The sequence below is a fragment of the Pseudoroseomonas sp. WGS1072 genome (assembly GCF_049340465.1).
Lineage (GTDB): Bacteria > Pseudomonadota > Alphaproteobacteria > Acetobacterales > Acetobacteraceae > Pseudoroseomonas.
The window spans coordinates 2,446,214-2,461,048 of sequence record NZ_JBMPSU010000001.1 but is presented as its reverse complement, the minus strand read 5'-3'; the positions used below and the strand labels follow the sequence as shown (position 1 = coordinate 2,461,048).

General features: G+C 69.6%; 14 protein-coding genes. 8 read left to right on the top strand and 6 right to left on the bottom strand.

Features of this window, described 5'->3' with window-relative positions:
- The first annotated feature begins 97 nt into the window (after window positions 1-97).
- Genes ACF3NH_RS11660 through ACF3NH_RS11645 form a run of 4 tightly spaced genes read left to right on the top strand, consistent with a single transcriptional unit; the run spans window position 98 to window position 3,081 of the window.
- A complete protein-coding gene (locus ACF3NH_RS11660; protein WP_198366593.1) occupies window positions 98-832 on the top strand; it encodes a class I SAM-dependent methyltransferase in 735 nt (244 codons plus the stop codon).
- Window positions 833-859: 27 nt separating this feature from the next.
- Window positions 860-1,843 carry a glycosyltransferase family 2 protein gene (locus ACF3NH_RS11655; protein ID WP_198366401.1) on the top strand — a complete coding sequence of 328 codons (984 nt, stop codon included), beginning with the start codon at window positions 860-862 and terminating at the stop codon, window positions 1,841-1,843.
- Window positions 1,843-2,175 (top strand): EamA family transporter, encoded by a 333-nt coding sequence (locus ACF3NH_RS11650; protein WP_198366399.1) that lies wholly within the window; start codon window positions 1,843-1,845, stop codon window positions 2,173-2,175. The genes ACF3NH_RS11655 and ACF3NH_RS11650 overlap by 1 nt, the downstream gene beginning before the upstream one ends.
- A 6-nt stretch (window positions 2,176-2,181) precedes the next feature.
- On the top strand, window positions 2,182-3,081 hold the full coding sequence (locus ACF3NH_RS11645) for a DMT family transporter (protein WP_198366398.1): 900 nt from the start codon (window positions 2,182-2,184) through the stop codon (window positions 3,079-3,081).
- Window positions 3,082-3,398: 317 nt separating this feature from the next.
- On the opposite strand, the gene ACF3NH_RS11640 is transcribed toward ACF3NH_RS11645, so the two are convergent.
- Together ACF3NH_RS11640 and ACF3NH_RS11635 are read right to left on the bottom strand one after the other, a co-directional pair.
- Complete coding sequence (locus ACF3NH_RS11640) at window positions 3,399-3,554, bottom strand: hypothetical protein (protein WP_422922964.1); 156 nt, start codon at window positions 3,552-3,554, stop codon at window positions 3,399-3,401.
- 100 nt (window positions 3,555-3,654) lie between these two features.
- Complete coding sequence (locus ACF3NH_RS11635; protein ID WP_422922962.1) at window positions 3,655-5,292, bottom strand: gamma-glutamyltransferase; 1,638 nt, start codon at window positions 5,290-5,292, stop codon at window positions 3,655-3,657.
- A 171-nt stretch (window positions 5,293-5,463) separates the two neighbouring features.
- Here ACF3NH_RS11635 and ACF3NH_RS11630 point away from each other — a divergent pair, with 171 nt between their 5' ends.
- A complete protein-coding gene (locus tag ACF3NH_RS11630; protein ID WP_422922960.1) occupies window positions 5,464-7,626 on the top strand; it encodes a malate synthase G in 2,163 nt (720 codons plus the stop codon).
- Window positions 7,627-7,644: 18 nt separating this feature from the next.
- Here ACF3NH_RS11630 and ACF3NH_RS11625 read toward each other — a convergent pair whose 3' ends face one another.
- Entirely contained in the window at window positions 7,645-8,190 is a 546-nt protein-coding gene (locus tag ACF3NH_RS11625) for a GNAT family N-acetyltransferase (protein ID WP_422922958.1), read from the bottom strand.
- Window positions 8,191-8,439: 249 nt separating this feature from the next.
- Here ACF3NH_RS11625 and ACF3NH_RS11620 point away from each other — a divergent pair, with 249 nt between their 5' ends.
- Together ACF3NH_RS11620 and ACF3NH_RS11615 are read left to right on the top strand one after the other, a co-directional pair.
- Window positions 8,440-9,144 carry an ATP12 family chaperone protein gene (locus ACF3NH_RS11620; RefSeq protein ID WP_422922956.1) on the top strand — a complete coding sequence of 235 codons (705 nt, stop codon included), beginning with the start codon at window positions 8,440-8,442 and terminating at the stop codon, window positions 9,142-9,144.
- 42 nt (window positions 9,145-9,186) lie between these two features.
- Window positions 9,187-9,462: an acylphosphatase gene (locus ACF3NH_RS11615; protein WP_422922954.1), complete on the top strand. Its 276-nt coding sequence runs from the start codon at window positions 9,187-9,189 to the stop codon at window positions 9,460-9,462.
- A 23-nt stretch (window positions 9,463-9,485) separates the two neighbouring features.
- Here the strand turns inward: ACF3NH_RS11615 and ACF3NH_RS11610 are convergent, their stop codons facing one another.
- Window positions 9,486-10,184 (bottom strand): SHOCT domain-containing protein, encoded by a 699-nt coding sequence (locus tag ACF3NH_RS11610; protein ID WP_422922952.1) that lies wholly within the window; start codon window positions 10,182-10,184, stop codon window positions 9,486-9,488.
- Between the two features lie 196 nt (window positions 10,185-10,380).
- On the opposite strand from ACF3NH_RS11610, the gene ACF3NH_RS11605 reads away from it, so the two are divergent.
- A complete protein-coding gene (locus ACF3NH_RS11605; protein ID WP_198366389.1) occupies window positions 10,381-11,547 on the top strand; it encodes a multidrug effflux MFS transporter in 1,167 nt (388 codons plus the stop codon).
- A 353-nt stretch (window positions 11,548-11,900) separates the two neighbouring features.
- Here ACF3NH_RS11605 and ACF3NH_RS11600 read toward each other — a convergent pair whose 3' ends face one another.
- Entirely contained in the window at window positions 11,901-13,457 is a 1,557-nt protein-coding gene (locus ACF3NH_RS11600) for an argonaute/piwi family protein (RefSeq protein ID WP_422922950.1), read from the bottom strand.
- Entirely contained in the window at window positions 13,454-14,833 is a 1,380-nt protein-coding gene (locus tag ACF3NH_RS11595) for a toll/interleukin-1 receptor domain-containing protein (protein WP_422922948.1), read from the bottom strand. The genes ACF3NH_RS11600 and ACF3NH_RS11595 overlap by 4 nt, the downstream gene beginning before the upstream one ends.
- Window positions 14,834-14,835 lie beyond the last annotated feature (2 nt).

The following is a 14,835-nucleotide window of genomic DNA, read 5'->3' as shown; positions in this document are numbered from 1 at the left end:
CCCCCGGAAGGGGATCGCGCAATGGCGCGGCCCGCGGGGCAGCCCCTTCTTGCGCCGGCATTGCGGCAGGCCGCGGGCACTGGCACAATTTCCCGTGATGGACCCCGCCGAATACGCCCTGATGGACGCCGCCGAGGACGGCATGTGGTGGTACCGCGCGCTGCGCGCCCGCCTCGCCGGGGCCCTGCGGTCGGCGCCGCCGGGCGCGCTGCTCGATATCGGCTGCGGCACCGGCGGGCTGCTGCGGCATCTCGCGCGGGAGGCGCCCGGGCGGCCGCTCTACGGCCTCGAGTACCATCCCGCCGCCGCCGCCCGCGCCGCCGCCAAGTCGGGCGCCGCCATCGTCTCCGGGGACGCCGCCCGCCTGCCCTTCGCGGATGCCGCCTTCGCCGCCGTGGCCAGCGCCGACGTGCTCTGCCACGCGGCGGTGGACGAGACGCGCGCGCTGGCCGAGATGCGCCGCGTGCTGACACCGGGCGGGCTGCTGGTGCTGAACCTGCCGGCTTTCGAATGGCTGCACTCGGCGCATGACCGGCGGGTGCACAACGCCCGCCGCTACACCGCCGGCGGCGCCCGCGCCCTGCTGCGCCGCGCGGGCTTCGGCGCCGTGCGCGCCCGCTACTGGAACGCCCTGCTCCTGCCGTTGATGGTGGCGCAGCGCAAGCTGCTGGCGCGCGGCGAGTCGGATGCCAGCGACGTCGCCCCCTTCCCGCCATGGTTGGATGCCAGCCTGCATGCCGCCACCGTCGCGGAAGCCGCGCTGACCCGCCTCGGCCTGCGCTGGCCGGCCGGCGGCTCGGTGCTGCTCACCGCCACGGCCGGCGCCGCCTGATCCCCTCAGCCCCCCGAGACCGCCGCCATGAACCCTTCTCCCGCCGCCATCGGCCTGTCGATCGTGGTGCCGGTCTATCGCGGCGCCGACACGGTGGGGCGCCTCGTCGCCGCGCTCTCGGCGCTGGAGCCCGAAGGCGGCATCGAGATCGTGCTGGTCAACGACGGCAGCCCGGACAACAGCGGCGAGGTCTGCCGCCGGCTCGCCGCCACGGCGACGGTGCCGCTCACCTTCATCGAGCACGCCCGCAACTTCGGCGAGCACAACGCCGTCATGACCGGGCTGCGCCACGCCCGCGGCGCCTATGTCATCACCATGGATGACGACCTGCAGAACCCGCCCGAGGAGGTGCTGCGGCTCTACGACCACGCGCGGCTGGGCGGCTGGGACGTCGTCTACACCCGCTATGCCGAGAAGAAGCACGAGGGCTGGCGCAACCTCGGCAGCCGCTTCGCCAACTGGGTGGCCGACCAGCTCATGGACAAGCCGAAGGGGCTCTACCTCTCCTCCTTCCGCTGCATGTCGGCGCTCGTGACGCGCGAGGTGACGCGCTACACCGGCCCCTATCCCTATATCGACGGGCTGGTCATGCAGGTGACGCAGCGCATCGACAGCATCGAGGTGATGCACCTGGCCCGCGCCGAGGGGCGCAGCAACTACACCATGCGCCGGCTGATCCGGCTCTGGCTGAACCTCGCCACCAACTTCTCGCTGATGCCGCTGCGGCTCGCCATGTTCGCCGGCCTCGGCATGGGCCTGCTCGGCATGATCGGCGCCGTCTTCACCATGATCGAGGCGATGACCAAGGACACGCCCTCCGGCTGGGCCTCGGTGATGACGGTGACGCTGCTGATCGCCGGCGTGCAGTTCCTCATCCTCGGCGTGATGGGCGAGTATCTCGGCCGCGCCTTCCTCTCGGCCAACGGCAAGCCGCAGGGGGTGGTGCGGGAGGTGATCCCGGCACGGGCGCCGGCCGCCGTGCCCGCCGCGCGCGAGACGGCGGGGGCGTGATGCTGCACTGGCTGGTGCTGGCGGCGGCGATCGGCACCTCGCTGGTCGGGCAGGTGCTGCTGAAGGCGGGCACGCTGGGCGGCGGCGCCTTCCTGGCGCAGCTCTTCCGCTGGCAGACGATCATCGGCCTCGGCTTCTACGGCGGCGCCGCGATGCTCTACATCGTCGCGCTGCGCAAGCTGCCGATGAGCGTCGCCCTGCCCTGCACCGCCGCCTCCTATGTCCTCGTCGCGCTGATCGGCCACTTCGCCTTCGGCGAGACCCTGGGGGCGCAGAAGATCGCGGCGATCGGGCTGATCTCGCTCGGCGTCGCGCTGCTGGCCACGGCCTGAGGCGACATGGCCGGCCCCGTCCTCGCCCGCCTCTGGAACGCCCCGGTCCTGCTGCTCGCCCTGGCCTCGCTCTTCTGGGCCGGCAACCTGGTCATCGGCCGGGCGATGCACGCGTCGGCCTCGCCCTTCTTCCTGTCCTTCTGGCGCTGGAGCCTGGCGCTGGCGCTGCTGCTGCCCTTCGCCTGGCCGCATCTGCGGCGCGACTGGCCGGTGCTGCGGCGGAGCCTGCCGGTGCTGATGCTGCTCGCGCTGCTGGGCATCATGAGCTTCAGCACCCTGGTCTATCTCGGCCTGCGCTCGACCCCGGCGGTGAACGGCCTGCTGCTGCAGTCGGTCATTCCACTCGCCATCCTGACATGCAGCTTCCTGCTCTTCGGCGAGCGGGCGCGGCCACGGCAATGGCTCGGCGTGCTGGTCTCGATCGGCGGCGTCATCGCCATCGCCAGCCATGGCGCGCTGGACGACCTGCTGCACCTGCGGCTGCACCCGGGCGATCTCTGGGTGCTGGCGGCGGTGCTGTCCTACGCGCTCTATTCCGCCTGCCTGCGGCTGCGGCCGCGCCTGCATCCGCTGAGCTTCCTCGCCGCCAGCATCGCGCTCTCCCTGGCGGCGCTCGGCCCGGCCTATGCCATCGAGCGGGCGAGCCTCGCCCCCTCCGCCGCCTTCGACGCCGCGCTGCTGCCGGTGATCCTCTACCTGGCGGTCTTTCCCTCGTTGCTCTCCTACCTGTTCTTCAATCGTGGCGTGGAGTTGATCGGCGCCAACCGGGCGGGGCTCTTCATCCATCTGATCCCGGCCTTCGGCACCGTGATGGCGGTCGCGCTTCTGGGCGAGAGGCTGCACGGCTTCCACCTGGCCGGGCTGGCGCTGATCGGCCTGGGGCTGTCGCTGGCGCTGCGGCGCTGAAGGCCGCGCGCTTTTTTCACGGCCCGCGCCGGGACCTGCTCTAGGATCGCGCCCGCGCGGCGGCCGGCGGGGCACGGAGGGGTGGTGCCGATGGATGACGATCCGCTGCGACTCTTCACCGAGGACGGGCTCACCGGCGGCCCGGTCTTCGGCCTGTTGCGCCAGGGCCGCTACCTGCGTTCCGACACGATGACCGCGCGGGAGATCGCCATCCTGCTCGGCGCCCGCGCCGGCCCCGCCGGCGGAGAGCCGCCGATCACCTATTGGGAGGCCGTGCAGCGGGAGTTCCGCGCCTTCCTCTGCGGCGGCGACGGCAGCTACGACGACCTGCGGCAGGCCCTGTTCTCGGCGCGGGGCGAGACCCAGGCGGCCCTGGTCAGCATCATCGCCGCCGCCATCGGCGCGCAGATCGGCGCGGCCGCCACCGTGGTGGCGCCGCTGGTCACGCTGCTGCTGCTGGTCGCGCTGCGCATCGGGCGGCAGGCCTTCTGTCGCCTGCGCACGGCGGACGCGGTCCGGCCCTTCGGGCGCGACCCGGAATCGGGCGCCTTAAGCCTCGGCGTATCCTGGGCCTCAGCGCGCCGCCACTGCCGCCGACCAGGGCGTCATGACATCGCTGATGCCGGTGAAACCCTCGCCATCCCGCGCGATCAGGTTGGGGCAGGCGAAGTTCACCGGCAGCACGGCGTGCTCGACCGCCAGCACCCCGCCATCCTCCTTCCCCTGGGCCTCCCCCTGGGCCTCCCCCTGGGCCTCCCCCTGGGCCTCCAGCGCCGCCAGCACCTCCGCGGGCAGGCGGCGGTCGGCGGTGATGCCGGAGGGGCCGGAGACGTCGATGCGCGGATGATGCGCGGCCGCCGCCGGGTCCATGCCGAAATCCAGGCTGAAGGCCAGCATCTGATAGACCGCGGCCAGGATGCGCCGCCCGCCCGAGGCGCCGAGCGCCAGCACCGGCCCGGTGCCGTCCGAGACCGTCACCGGGCACATGTTGCAGAGCGGCCGCGCGCCGGGGCGGATGGCATTGGCCGAGCCCGGCTCCGGGTCGAACCACATCATGCCGTTGTTCATCAGCACGCCGCTGCCCGGCAGCACCACGCGGCTCCCCATGGAGGAGAGCAGCGTCGTGGTCATCGCGACCATGTTGCCCTCGGCATCGACCACCGTGAGATGCGTGGTGCAGGTCTCGGGGCTTTCCGGCGGGGTGACGGCGGCGCCCAACCCCTCCAGCCGCTCGGCATAGGCGGCCTGCATGGCGCGGGCGAGCGCGCTGAACCAGGCGGCGTCCGGCGCCGCGCCGGGGGTGAGGCGGCCCATCTCCCGCACCAGCCGGGCGAGGGTCGGTGCCGCGGTCAGCCCGCCGGCGCCCTGCAGGGTGAGGCCGTCCCGCCAGGGAATGTCGAGCGCCGGGCGCACCACGGCGCGGCAGCCGGCGAGGTCGGCGGCCGAGAGGCGGCCCCCCAGGTCGCGCACATCGGCCAGGATCGAGGCGGCGATCTCGCCCTCATAGAAGTCGCGCCAGCCGGCGCCGGCCAGCCGCTCCAGCGTCTCCGGCAGGCGGCCGAGGCGGAAGAAGCCTGGTGCGCCCTGATAGGGGGCCACCGGCGGCAGCCCGTCCGGCAGGTAGATCCGCGCGCTCTCGGGGTAGAGCCGCAGCACCCGGGCCGAGTTCGCGATCTTCAGCGTGGTGTACCAGTCCTGCGGCAGGCCGCGGCGCGCCAGCGCGATGGCCGGGCCGAGCAGCTCGGCCAGCGGCATGCCGCTGCCGAAGCGCTCCGCCAGCGTCGCATAGCCCGCCACGGAGGAGGGGGTGACGAAGGAGAGCGGGCCATGGATGTTGCGGTCCCCCTCCACCTCCGGCCAGGCGAAGAGGTCCTGCTTCATCCGCCCGGTCAGCGGATAATCGGCCGGATCGGCGGCGGCGGGGGCGACGGGGCCGAAGTCGAGCAGCTCGGCGCGCGGCTGGCCGGCCCGGTGGACCAGGGCGAAGCCGATGCCGCCCAGGCCGGAGTTCCAGGGCTCCATGGCGGCCAGGGCGAAGGCCGTGGCGGCGGCGGCGTCGGCGGCGTTGCCGCCCGCTTCCAGCACGGCGACCCCGGCCTCGGCGGCGGCGCGGCTCTGGCTCGCGACCATGCCCCGCCGCCCGTGGGCGGCCGGCTTGGTCACCTGCCAGTGCTGGGTGGTGAAGGGCGGCAGGGCGGTGGAGACGGGCATGGCGGACGATCCTTCGGATTTGCGTCCCGCCCAGGCTCCGCCCGCCGCCGCGGCACCGCAAGCCCCCCGCCGCTCACCCCTACCGCTCACCCATGCCGCTCGCCCCTATCCCACCAGCCGCGATGCGGGTTAACTGCGACCGAGACACCGAGCCAAGAAGGGAAGGATCGCATGGCGGAACAGGTTCGCATCGGCGCGCTGGCGGTGGATCCGGCGCTCAAGGCTTTCATCGAGACGGAGGCCCTGCCGGGCACCGGCGTGGCGCCGGATGCCTTCTGGTCCGCCTATGACGCCATCCTGGCCGATCTCGCGCCGCGCAACGCCGAGCTGCTGGCCGAGCGCGACCGGCTGCAATCGCAGATCGATGCCTGGTACGAGGCGAATCCGCGCCGCCCGGTCGATCTGGCGGCGCAGCGCGCCTTCCTGACCGAGATCGGCTATCTCCAGCCCGATCCCGGCCCGGTCAGCGTCGGCACCGCGAATGTCGATGACGAGATCGCGCGGATCGCCGGACCGCAGCTCGTCGTGCCGGTGAACAATGCCCGCTACGCGCTGAATGCCGGCAATGCCCGCTGGGGCAGCCTCTATGACGCGCTCTACGGCACCGACGCCATCCCGCAGGAGGGAGCGCTGGCGGCCGGAAAGGGCTTCAACCGCGCGCGTGGCGAGAAGGTGATCGCCCGCGCCCGCGCCGTGCTCGATCAGGCGGCGCCGCTGCTCGGCGGCTCCTGGGCCGATGTCGCCGGCCTCTCCGTGGTGGGTGGCGTGCTGGTGGTCCGGCTGGCCGATGGCGGCGCCACGGCGCTGAAGGATGGCGATCGCTTCGCGGGCTATGCGGGCGAGGCCGCGGCGCCCTCGGCCATCCTGCTGCGCAATCACGGCCTGCACATCGAGGTGCGGATCGACAGGGCGCATCCGATCGGCCGGGAGGACCCTGCCGGCATCGCCGACGTGGTGCTGGAATCCGCCGTCTCGACCATCATGGACTGCGAGGATTCCGTCGCCGCCGTCGATGCCGAGGACAAGATCCTCGTCTACCGCAACTGGCTCGGCCTGATGCGGGGCGACCTCGCCGCCAGCTTCGAGAAGGACGGCCGGACCCTCACCCGCCGCCTCAACCCCGACCGCGAGTACACCGCGCCGGACGGCCGCGGGAGGCTCACCCTGCATGGCCGCTCGATGATGCTGGTGCGCAATGTCGGCCATCACATGATGACAGATGTGGTGACGCGGGACGGCCAGGAAACGCCCGAGACCATCCTGGACGCGCTGGTCACCACCGCCATCGCGCTGCACGATCTCAAGGGCCGGCGGATGAACAGCCGCGCCGGCTCCATCTACATCGTCAAGCCGAAGATGCACGGGCCGAAGGAAGTGGCCTGGGCGAACGAGCTGTTCGGCCGGGTGGAGCAGGCGCTCGGCCTGCCCGCCAACACGATGAAGATGGGCATCATGGACGAGGAGCGGCGCACCACCGTCAACCTCAAGGCGTGCATCGCGGCGGCGAAGGACCGGGTCGCCTTCATCAACACCGGCTTCCTCGACCGCACCGGCGACGAGATCCACACCGCCATGGAGGCCGGCGCCGTGCTGCGCAAGGGCGACATGAAGGGCGCGGCCTGGATCAAGGCCTATGAGGACTGGAACGTCGATACCGGCCTGGCCTGCGGGCTGCGCGGGAAGTCGCAGATCGGCAAGGGCATGTGGGCGGCGCCGGACAAGATGGCCGACATGCTGGCGCAGAAGGGCGGCCATCCGAAGGCCGGCGCCAACACCGCCTGGGTGCCCTCCCCCACCGCCGCCACGCTGCACGCGCTGCACTACCACGAGACCGATGTCGCGGCGCGGCAGGAGGAGATCGCCCGCGGGGGTGCGCGGGCGCGGCTCGACGACATCCTCACCATCCCGCTCTCCGACAGCAACTGGTCGCCGCAGGACGTGCAGGCCGAGCTCGACAACAACGCCCAGGGCATTCTCGGCTATGTCGTGCGCTGGATCGACCAGGGCGTCGGCTGCTCCAAGGTGCCGGACATCAACGATGTCGGGCTGATGGAAGACCGCGCGACGCTGCGCATCTCCGCCCAGCACATCGCCAACTGGTTGCGCCACGGCGTGGTCAGCGAGGCCCAGGTGGAGGAGACGCTGCGCCGCATGGCGGGCGTCGTCGACCAGCAGAACGCCGGCGACCCCGCCTACCGCCCGATGGCGCCCGGCTATGACGGTCCGGCCTTCCAGGCGGCGCGCGACCTGGTCTTCCAGGGCCGGACGCAGCCGAACGGCTATACGGAGTTCATCCTCCACGCCCGCCGGCGCGAGGCCAAGGCGGCGGGCTGACGCCCGGCGGCGGCCCGCTCAGTGCGGCGGGCCGTCGCTGATCAGCTTCACCATCAGCACCAGGTCGAGCCAGCGCCCGAACTTGCAGCCGACCTGCGGCATCAGCGCCGCCCGCTCGAAGCCCAGCGATTCGTGCATGGCGATGGAGCGGTGATTCTCGGCATCGACCGAGGCGACCATGGCGTGCTTGCGGCGCATCACCGCCTCGGCGATCAGCCGGCTGACCAGCAGCGGACCCAGTCCGCGCCCGCGGGCATCGGCCCGGATGTGCACGGAATGCTCCACCGTATGGCGGAAGCCCGGCCAGCTGGGGCGGAAGTCGGCGAAGCTGGCGAAGCCGAGGACCTCGTTCTCCTCCGCCCCCAGCGCGACCAGGACCGGATAGCCCATGGCGCGGCGCTGGGCGAACCATTGCTGCCGCTGCTCCAGGTTGTCGGGCTGCTCGGTATAGACCGCCGTGCTGGTGGCCACGATGTCGTTGAAGACCGCGATGATCCCGGGCAGGTGCGCCTCGGTGGCCGGCGCGATGACCGTGGCCGGAAAGCGGCTGAGGGTGCTGGGCATGCCCGGCTAGCGACAACAGGTTGGACAGGCGGGGCGCGCGGCCTCCCGGGGTGAGGACGAAGGGGCCGTCGGCAGGGGCGTGTCCTGGCGCATCATCGATCCGCGGGTTGCAGCGGGCGGAGTTTCGCATCCCAGGGTCGCGCGCGAAAGCGAATTGCAGAACCTGCACGATAATGCTTTCTGCCTGGGATCGTGGCCGCCGGTCCGCGGGGGCTTGGCGCGGCGGGCGCGCGACCCCATAAGCCGGCCATGAAGCGTTTCTGGGACAAGGCCGAGGCGATGCCGGCCGGGGCGGGCTTCGCGGTGCTGCTGGACGGGCGGCCGCTGCGATTGCCGGGCAGCGGCCCGCTGCATCTGCCTCGCCTCCGGCTGGCCGAGGCCGTGGCCGAGGAGTGGCAGCGGGCCGGCGGCGCCAGGGACGGCGAGATGAGCATGGAGGAGGTGCCGCTGACCCGCGTGGTGGCCACCGCCCTGGAGCGGATGGCCCCCGACCCGGCCCCCAGCGCCGCCGCCCTGGCACAGTACGGCATGAGCGATCTGCTCTGCTACCGGGCCGGGGAGCCGAGCCTGGCCGAGCGGCAGGCGCGGGACTGGCAGCCGCTGCTCGACTGGGCGGCGCTGCAGCTCGACGCGCCCCTCGCCGTCACCACGGGGCTGATGCCCGTGGCGCAGCCGCCGGCCTCGCTCGCCGCGCTGCGCCGGCGCCTCGATGCCCTGCCGGTGCTGGAGCTCGCCGCGCTGGGCGTCGCCGTGCCGGCGCTCGGCAGCCTGGTGCTCGGCCTCGCCCTGGCGCAGGACCGCCTGGATGCCGCCGAGGCCTGCCGGCTCGCCTTCCTCGACGAGACCTTCCAGCAGGAGTTGTGGGGACAGGATGCCGAGGCCATGCTGCGGCAGGAGGGCGTCATCCGCGACGTCGGCCTGGCGGCGCGGCTGCTCCGGCTGGCCCGGGAGTAGGCGCGGAGCGGGAATCGGCCCGGCGAGGCAACGGAGGCTGCCATGATCAGCAAGCGGGTGCGCATCCGCGGCCGGGTGCAGGGCGTGGGCTACCGCGACTGGATGATCGGCATGGCCAACCGGCTCGGCGTGCAGGGATGGGTCCGCAACCGTGCCGATGGCAGTGTCGAGGCGCTGGTTAGCGGTGAGGCGGCGGCGGTCAACGCCCTGCTGGCCGAATGCCGCGCCGGCCCCGCCCTGGCGCGGGTCGAATCCATCGCCGAGGATTTCGCCGAGCCGCCGGAGGAGCCGGGCTTCCAGCGTCTGCCCGGCCTTTGACGCACCGCCTTTGACGCGCCGCCTCAGAGGCGGGCCAGCAGCTCCGCCTTCTTCGCGCTGAACTCGGCATCCGTCAGGATGCCCTGGAGATGCAGCGCCGCGAGTCTCTCGATCAGGGCGGGGATGTCGCTGTCGCCGCCCCCGGCCTGCGGCCGCGGCGGCGGTTCCACGACCGGCAGGCTGTCCAGCGGCACCGGCCCGCCGGTGCCGGAGAGGCTGAGGGGCAGGCCGCCGCCGCCCTGCTGCTGCCCGAAGCCGCTGAGTTGCAGATCGCCGGTATCGTAGAGCGTGACCCGCCCCTCCCGCTCCACCGCAAGCCGGCGCTCGGCCGGGAAATGGGCATAGCGCATGCCGTCCTGCGCGCCCTGGGAGGAGGGCCGGCCCAGCGCCGCCGGCCACCAGGCCGCGGCCCCCCCGCCGGCCCGCTCCGCCTCGGTGAAGAGACCGCCCCGCGCCATCGTCTCCGACATCGTCTCCACCAGGGCGTCGCAAAGGGCCGCCACCCGCGCCTTGAGCCCGTTGTTGAACATGTCGCCGATCATCAGCATGCCACCGGCCGACCACTGCCCCATGCCACCGAGCTCAGGATGGCTGAACTGGGCCTGCCTGCCGCCGCCCCGGCGCAGCGCCCGCGCCAGCACGGCGACGGCCTCCGGGCTGAAGCCCTGCTGCCGCGCCAGCGCCGCCAGCCTCGCCTGGCCCTCCACCGTGAAATCCTGCATCCGAGATCCTCCCGCCGCGGCCCCATGGCCGGCCCTCACGCCGCAGATGGGAGCGGCCCGCCGGCCGGACAACGGCTGGCCCGCCGCCGGCGGGGATGGCACAATGCCGCATGGCACGGCCCCGGCCTGGCCGCCCTGCGCCCTCCCGCCCCGATACCGGCCGCCCCTTCCACCGCCCGGCCCGCCTGGATCTGACATGCCCGTCTGGCTACCCCTGCTGCTCGGCTTCCTGACCGCCATCGGTCCCCTCTCGACCGACATGTACCTGCCGGCCTTCCCGGCCATCGAAACCGGCTTCGGCGTGCCGCACGGCTCCGCCGAGCTGACCCTCGCCACCTGGTTCCTCGGCCTGGCGGTGGGGCAGCTCGTGCAGGGCACGCTGGCCGACCGGCTGGGGCGCCGCCGGCCGCTGATCCTGGGCCTGGCCGTCTTCATCGCCGGCTCCGTCGGCTGCGCCCTGGCGACCGACATCGCCTCGCTCGCCGCCTTCCGCTGCCTCGCCGCCTTCGGCGGTTCCGCCAGTATGGTGCTGCCGCGCGCCGTGGTGCGCGACATGGCGGACGGGCACGAGGCGGCGCGGCTGATGTCGCGGCTGATGCTGGTGATGGGCGCGGCGCCGATCCTGGCGCCCGGCCTCGGCGGGCTTCTGCTCGGCCTCGGCGGGTGGCGGCCGATCTTCTGGTTCAGCGCCGCCTACGGGCTGATCTCGATGCTGCTGGTCTGGCGCCTGCTGCCGGAAACGCTGGCGGCGGAGCGCCGGCTGCGCCTCGGCCCGGGGGCGCAGCTGCTGCGCTACGTCCAGATCCTGCGCGAACCGGGCTTCCGCGCGCATGTCGCGCTGGGCTGCGCCGCCATGTTCCTGATGTTCACCTATGTCGGCGGATCGCCCGCGGTCTTCGTCGGCCTGTTCCGGATGGAGCCCACCAGCTTCGGCCTGCTCTTCGGCCTCAATGCCTCGGCCTTCATCCTGGCCTCGCAGTTCAACCCGGCCCTGCTGCTCCGCCTCGGGCCGGGGCGGCTCGTGCGCTGGGCCAGCTGGGCCATTCTCGCCGCCATGCTCGCCCTCGCCGCCATCGCCATGGCCGGCCCGACCCATCCGCTGCAGGTGCTGGCGCCGATCACCGTCGCGATGGCCTGCAGCGCCCTGGTCATGCCGAACGCCGCCGTCGGCGCGCTCAGCCGCCACGCCAGCCAGGCCGGCTCGGCCTCGGCGCTGATGGGCACGTTGCAGTTCACGGTGGCGGGCAGCAGCGGCCTGCTGCTCGGCTGGCTGGCCGATGGCTCGGCGCGGCCGATGGCGCTGCTGATGCTGGCGGGCGCCGCAGCCATGGTGGTGGCGGAACGGCTCCGGCCTCAGCGCTGAGGCCGCGCTCCCGTCACTCCCACTCAATTATTCAAATTCAATATAAGTGCTTGAACCGTAATGGTTTTTCTCTGTTTACAGCGACGAAAACCGACCCTTGGGCCGTCAAAATCTTATGCTGTTGATTTTGCAGGTAAATTCCCATGAAATTTTTCTTGTGAACTTCAGCATCTATTGGGGTCAATTGGCCTCTGAAAGGATTTTTCACCAGCCTTCGCCGATTTGCCGACCACAAAAAGTACCGTCACCCATCTTGTAGCAGACTAGGTGCACTGTGACGAGGCTAGCGCGTCGGCCTAACTGTGAGCCGATCCCTCGCCACCACCATCTCGCGAAGAGCCACCTCAACGCGCCTACACATAAAACTTGAAAGGCTGTCGCTCGGCTCCGGCGGCACTTCCCATCGTCAACACCTCACCCACCTTGTCCGCGAAACGAATGGTGACCGGTAGGCCGTCGCTGAAATTGCACGCATTGTAGTTGATCTTTGTGAGGCCCAGGATGTCGGCCAGAACGACGTCGATAGCTGGGAATTCACTGCTCGCGCGCAGCACGGTCACGAACAGCGGGTTCGGTGTCTCTGGTCCAATATAGGTGTCGATGCGGGGCGCGTATCCCGTGGTCCACAGAAAGGCGTCCTTGTCGCCGAGCCGGATCGCCGTGCCCCGAAGGCAAGGATAGTCGCCATCGCGGAAGAGCTTCGTCTCGCCATGGGTGGTTCGGATGCGCACACCCACGACATTGGTGCCTTCGGGAGCCGCTTTGCTGAAGGCCTCCCACTCGGCGTCGTTGAACTTTGTCCGGCCATGGATGAACAACTCGCTCGGATAATTTCCGAACCGGTGCTTGTATGTGTCCAAGACGGTTGTAATCAGCTTCTCAGCGGCTGAATCGCTAAGATGAAATTCCTTGTCTTCGGTCTGCCACGGTCCGTTAGCCCCACGAAAGACAACGCCGTCTCCCTCGCTCAGGAACATCTGCGCCGCGCAGCAAGCATGATTGTCGGGGTGGTTGGGGAGGAGTTTGAAGACCAAGCCGACGTAACAGACGCCCGGCCGCATCCCCGCGATCTTCCATGGCGGTTCGGCTTGCGTTTTGTAGAACAGGCCTGTCGCCAGATTCCATGCGACGGTGGCGGAATCCTGGGTGCCTCGCCTAGGATATCCCGCCTTGTTCAGGAACTCGCTGGGAGCAAGTGTCGTCTCGCGAATGAGCTGGGATGTCATCCCCAGCTTCAGCAGCTTCGCCTTGATCTGACGGTGGAAATCGGGGATGTCGTCGAACACTGCCTCAAGCGTGTCATCAATGACACCTGCCAGTAGCGGAAGGTAGGCGCGACCCTTCTGGCGCCTGTGAAGTTCTCCCTTTACGAGTTCGAACTTCCGGCGCTGACCAGCGACCGGACGGCAGGTCTCGAATACGGTCTCCGGCACGACGAAGACCCAGACATCGACCGTCCGCTCCTCGTTTTTCGCGTGGCGCTCGAGCGGCTCGATAAACAGCTTGGTCGTTGCAGCTACCGCCTCGTGATGGTTCTCGATTGCTATGGCGGTCTGAATTTCCGCCGAATCAATCTCGTATGCGATCAGGCCGCCCGGTTCGGCACGTATCCCGAAAGCCTCTTCGAGGCCGGGAAAGTCGGATAGGTGCAGCCGGAACTCCTTGTCGCGCTTGCCGCGAGGCGGGATCGCAATTGGATTGCTAATCGCTTCGAGCCAACGACGCAGGAAATCTAGGCCATGCTTCGTGCCGATCGCGCCGATTGTGATCTGCGCCCGATCTGGCGTCGATGCCGGTCCATAGAGGGTTAGGCCGTCCTTTGGATGGTCGGAAGTCTGCCCGTGCGCAAATCCGAGCGATGGCTCCGGCACATAGAGGACTGGGACGGATTTTTCGGGAAACTCGATCAAACGTCCTCATCCTCATAGTGACCGCCGAGGGTCGTTTCGTCAGGTTCTTCGGCATCCTCGCCGAGACGGTTGGTCTGCCGCGCCGTAACGGGAGCCATGAACTGAATCGGCATCGCGTCGAGTGTGATGGTGCCGCCGGAACCAACAGCGAGGCCAACATAGGGGCTCTCGCCAGCCAACAGTTCCATGAAGGCCATCACGCGCCCATGCCAGGCCTTGTTGCGCCAACCGGAACAGACGGAGCGCCGCAAGCGAAACTGAGCCTTCGTGTCGGGGATGACGATCGCCTTATTGCGTTCGCCTATGTCGGAGAACAGCACGCGGCCTTTCAGCCGCATGTGGGGATAAGGAAAGAGGCTAGGAATGACGCTGACGCCATATTCCCAGATCTTCTTTCGGGAGACGCCGCGGAGCATCGAGTTCCTCCGCTCGCCTTGGCGTCCCCAGGAGACGCGCTTCTTGAGAGCCAATTTGTCCTCTCCGACATGGAAGGACAGGCCGCTCGAGAAGGTATGGGCAAGGAATCGTTCCCGAGCACAATGCTTCTCCCACGCTTGGCGCAGGAGGTTCATCATGATGGACTTGGCATCCCGGCTCTCGATTCCAGCATCCGCGGACCCGTTCTCAATGAAATCGAGCAAGTCGAAGTCTCGCTCGATGCGAAAGGGTCCGACTCGCTCAAAATGCTCCGTCAGATCGAATGGATTGGCGAAGGTCAGAAAGCCGTCGCCAAATTCGGCCATCGGGAATTCAAAGGAAGCCCCTAGCTTGCGTAACACCGCACTATCGGCCCGGTTGCGCGAAACGAGATAATTCAGCTTCTCCGGCATCCCGACGATTCGAAGCCAGTTGGACGTCAGAACTTCGGGAGTCGCCTCGATCTCCACAGCGCGGCGACGGAGATAGGCGTACCACTCAGGCTGGATAATGCCGCCGCCAGCCTTCGGCACCTGCTGCCTTTCAAGCGACCTGAGCAGGCTCGCAAGCCCCTTAGCCCAGCCGCGTTCGAAATCGACATACTGGAGACCGCCGATACCAAAGAGCTTCTGAAATGTGCGAATCTTGAGAGGGATGATGAAATTTGGATCTTGGAGCTGCTTTGTCTGGTCCTCCGCAATAGAGATTTCTTCTCGGACACCCCTTCTGGCAAGAGTTTCGTCGCTGCAGCACAGCAGCATCTTGACCGCCCTCGATTGAAGAGCCGCCGTGAGCTTGCCGCGCCATTCATCGCCAGCATCAAGATCGAAGATGTCAGCGAAGACCTTGTAGCCCGCGGCTTCAAGACGTGGAGCGAGCCATAGTACGAACTGGTCGTCGCCCGGCGTCGCCTTGGAGATGAAGATCAGGTCCCGTTCGATCGGTGCGGCCGCAGTCATAG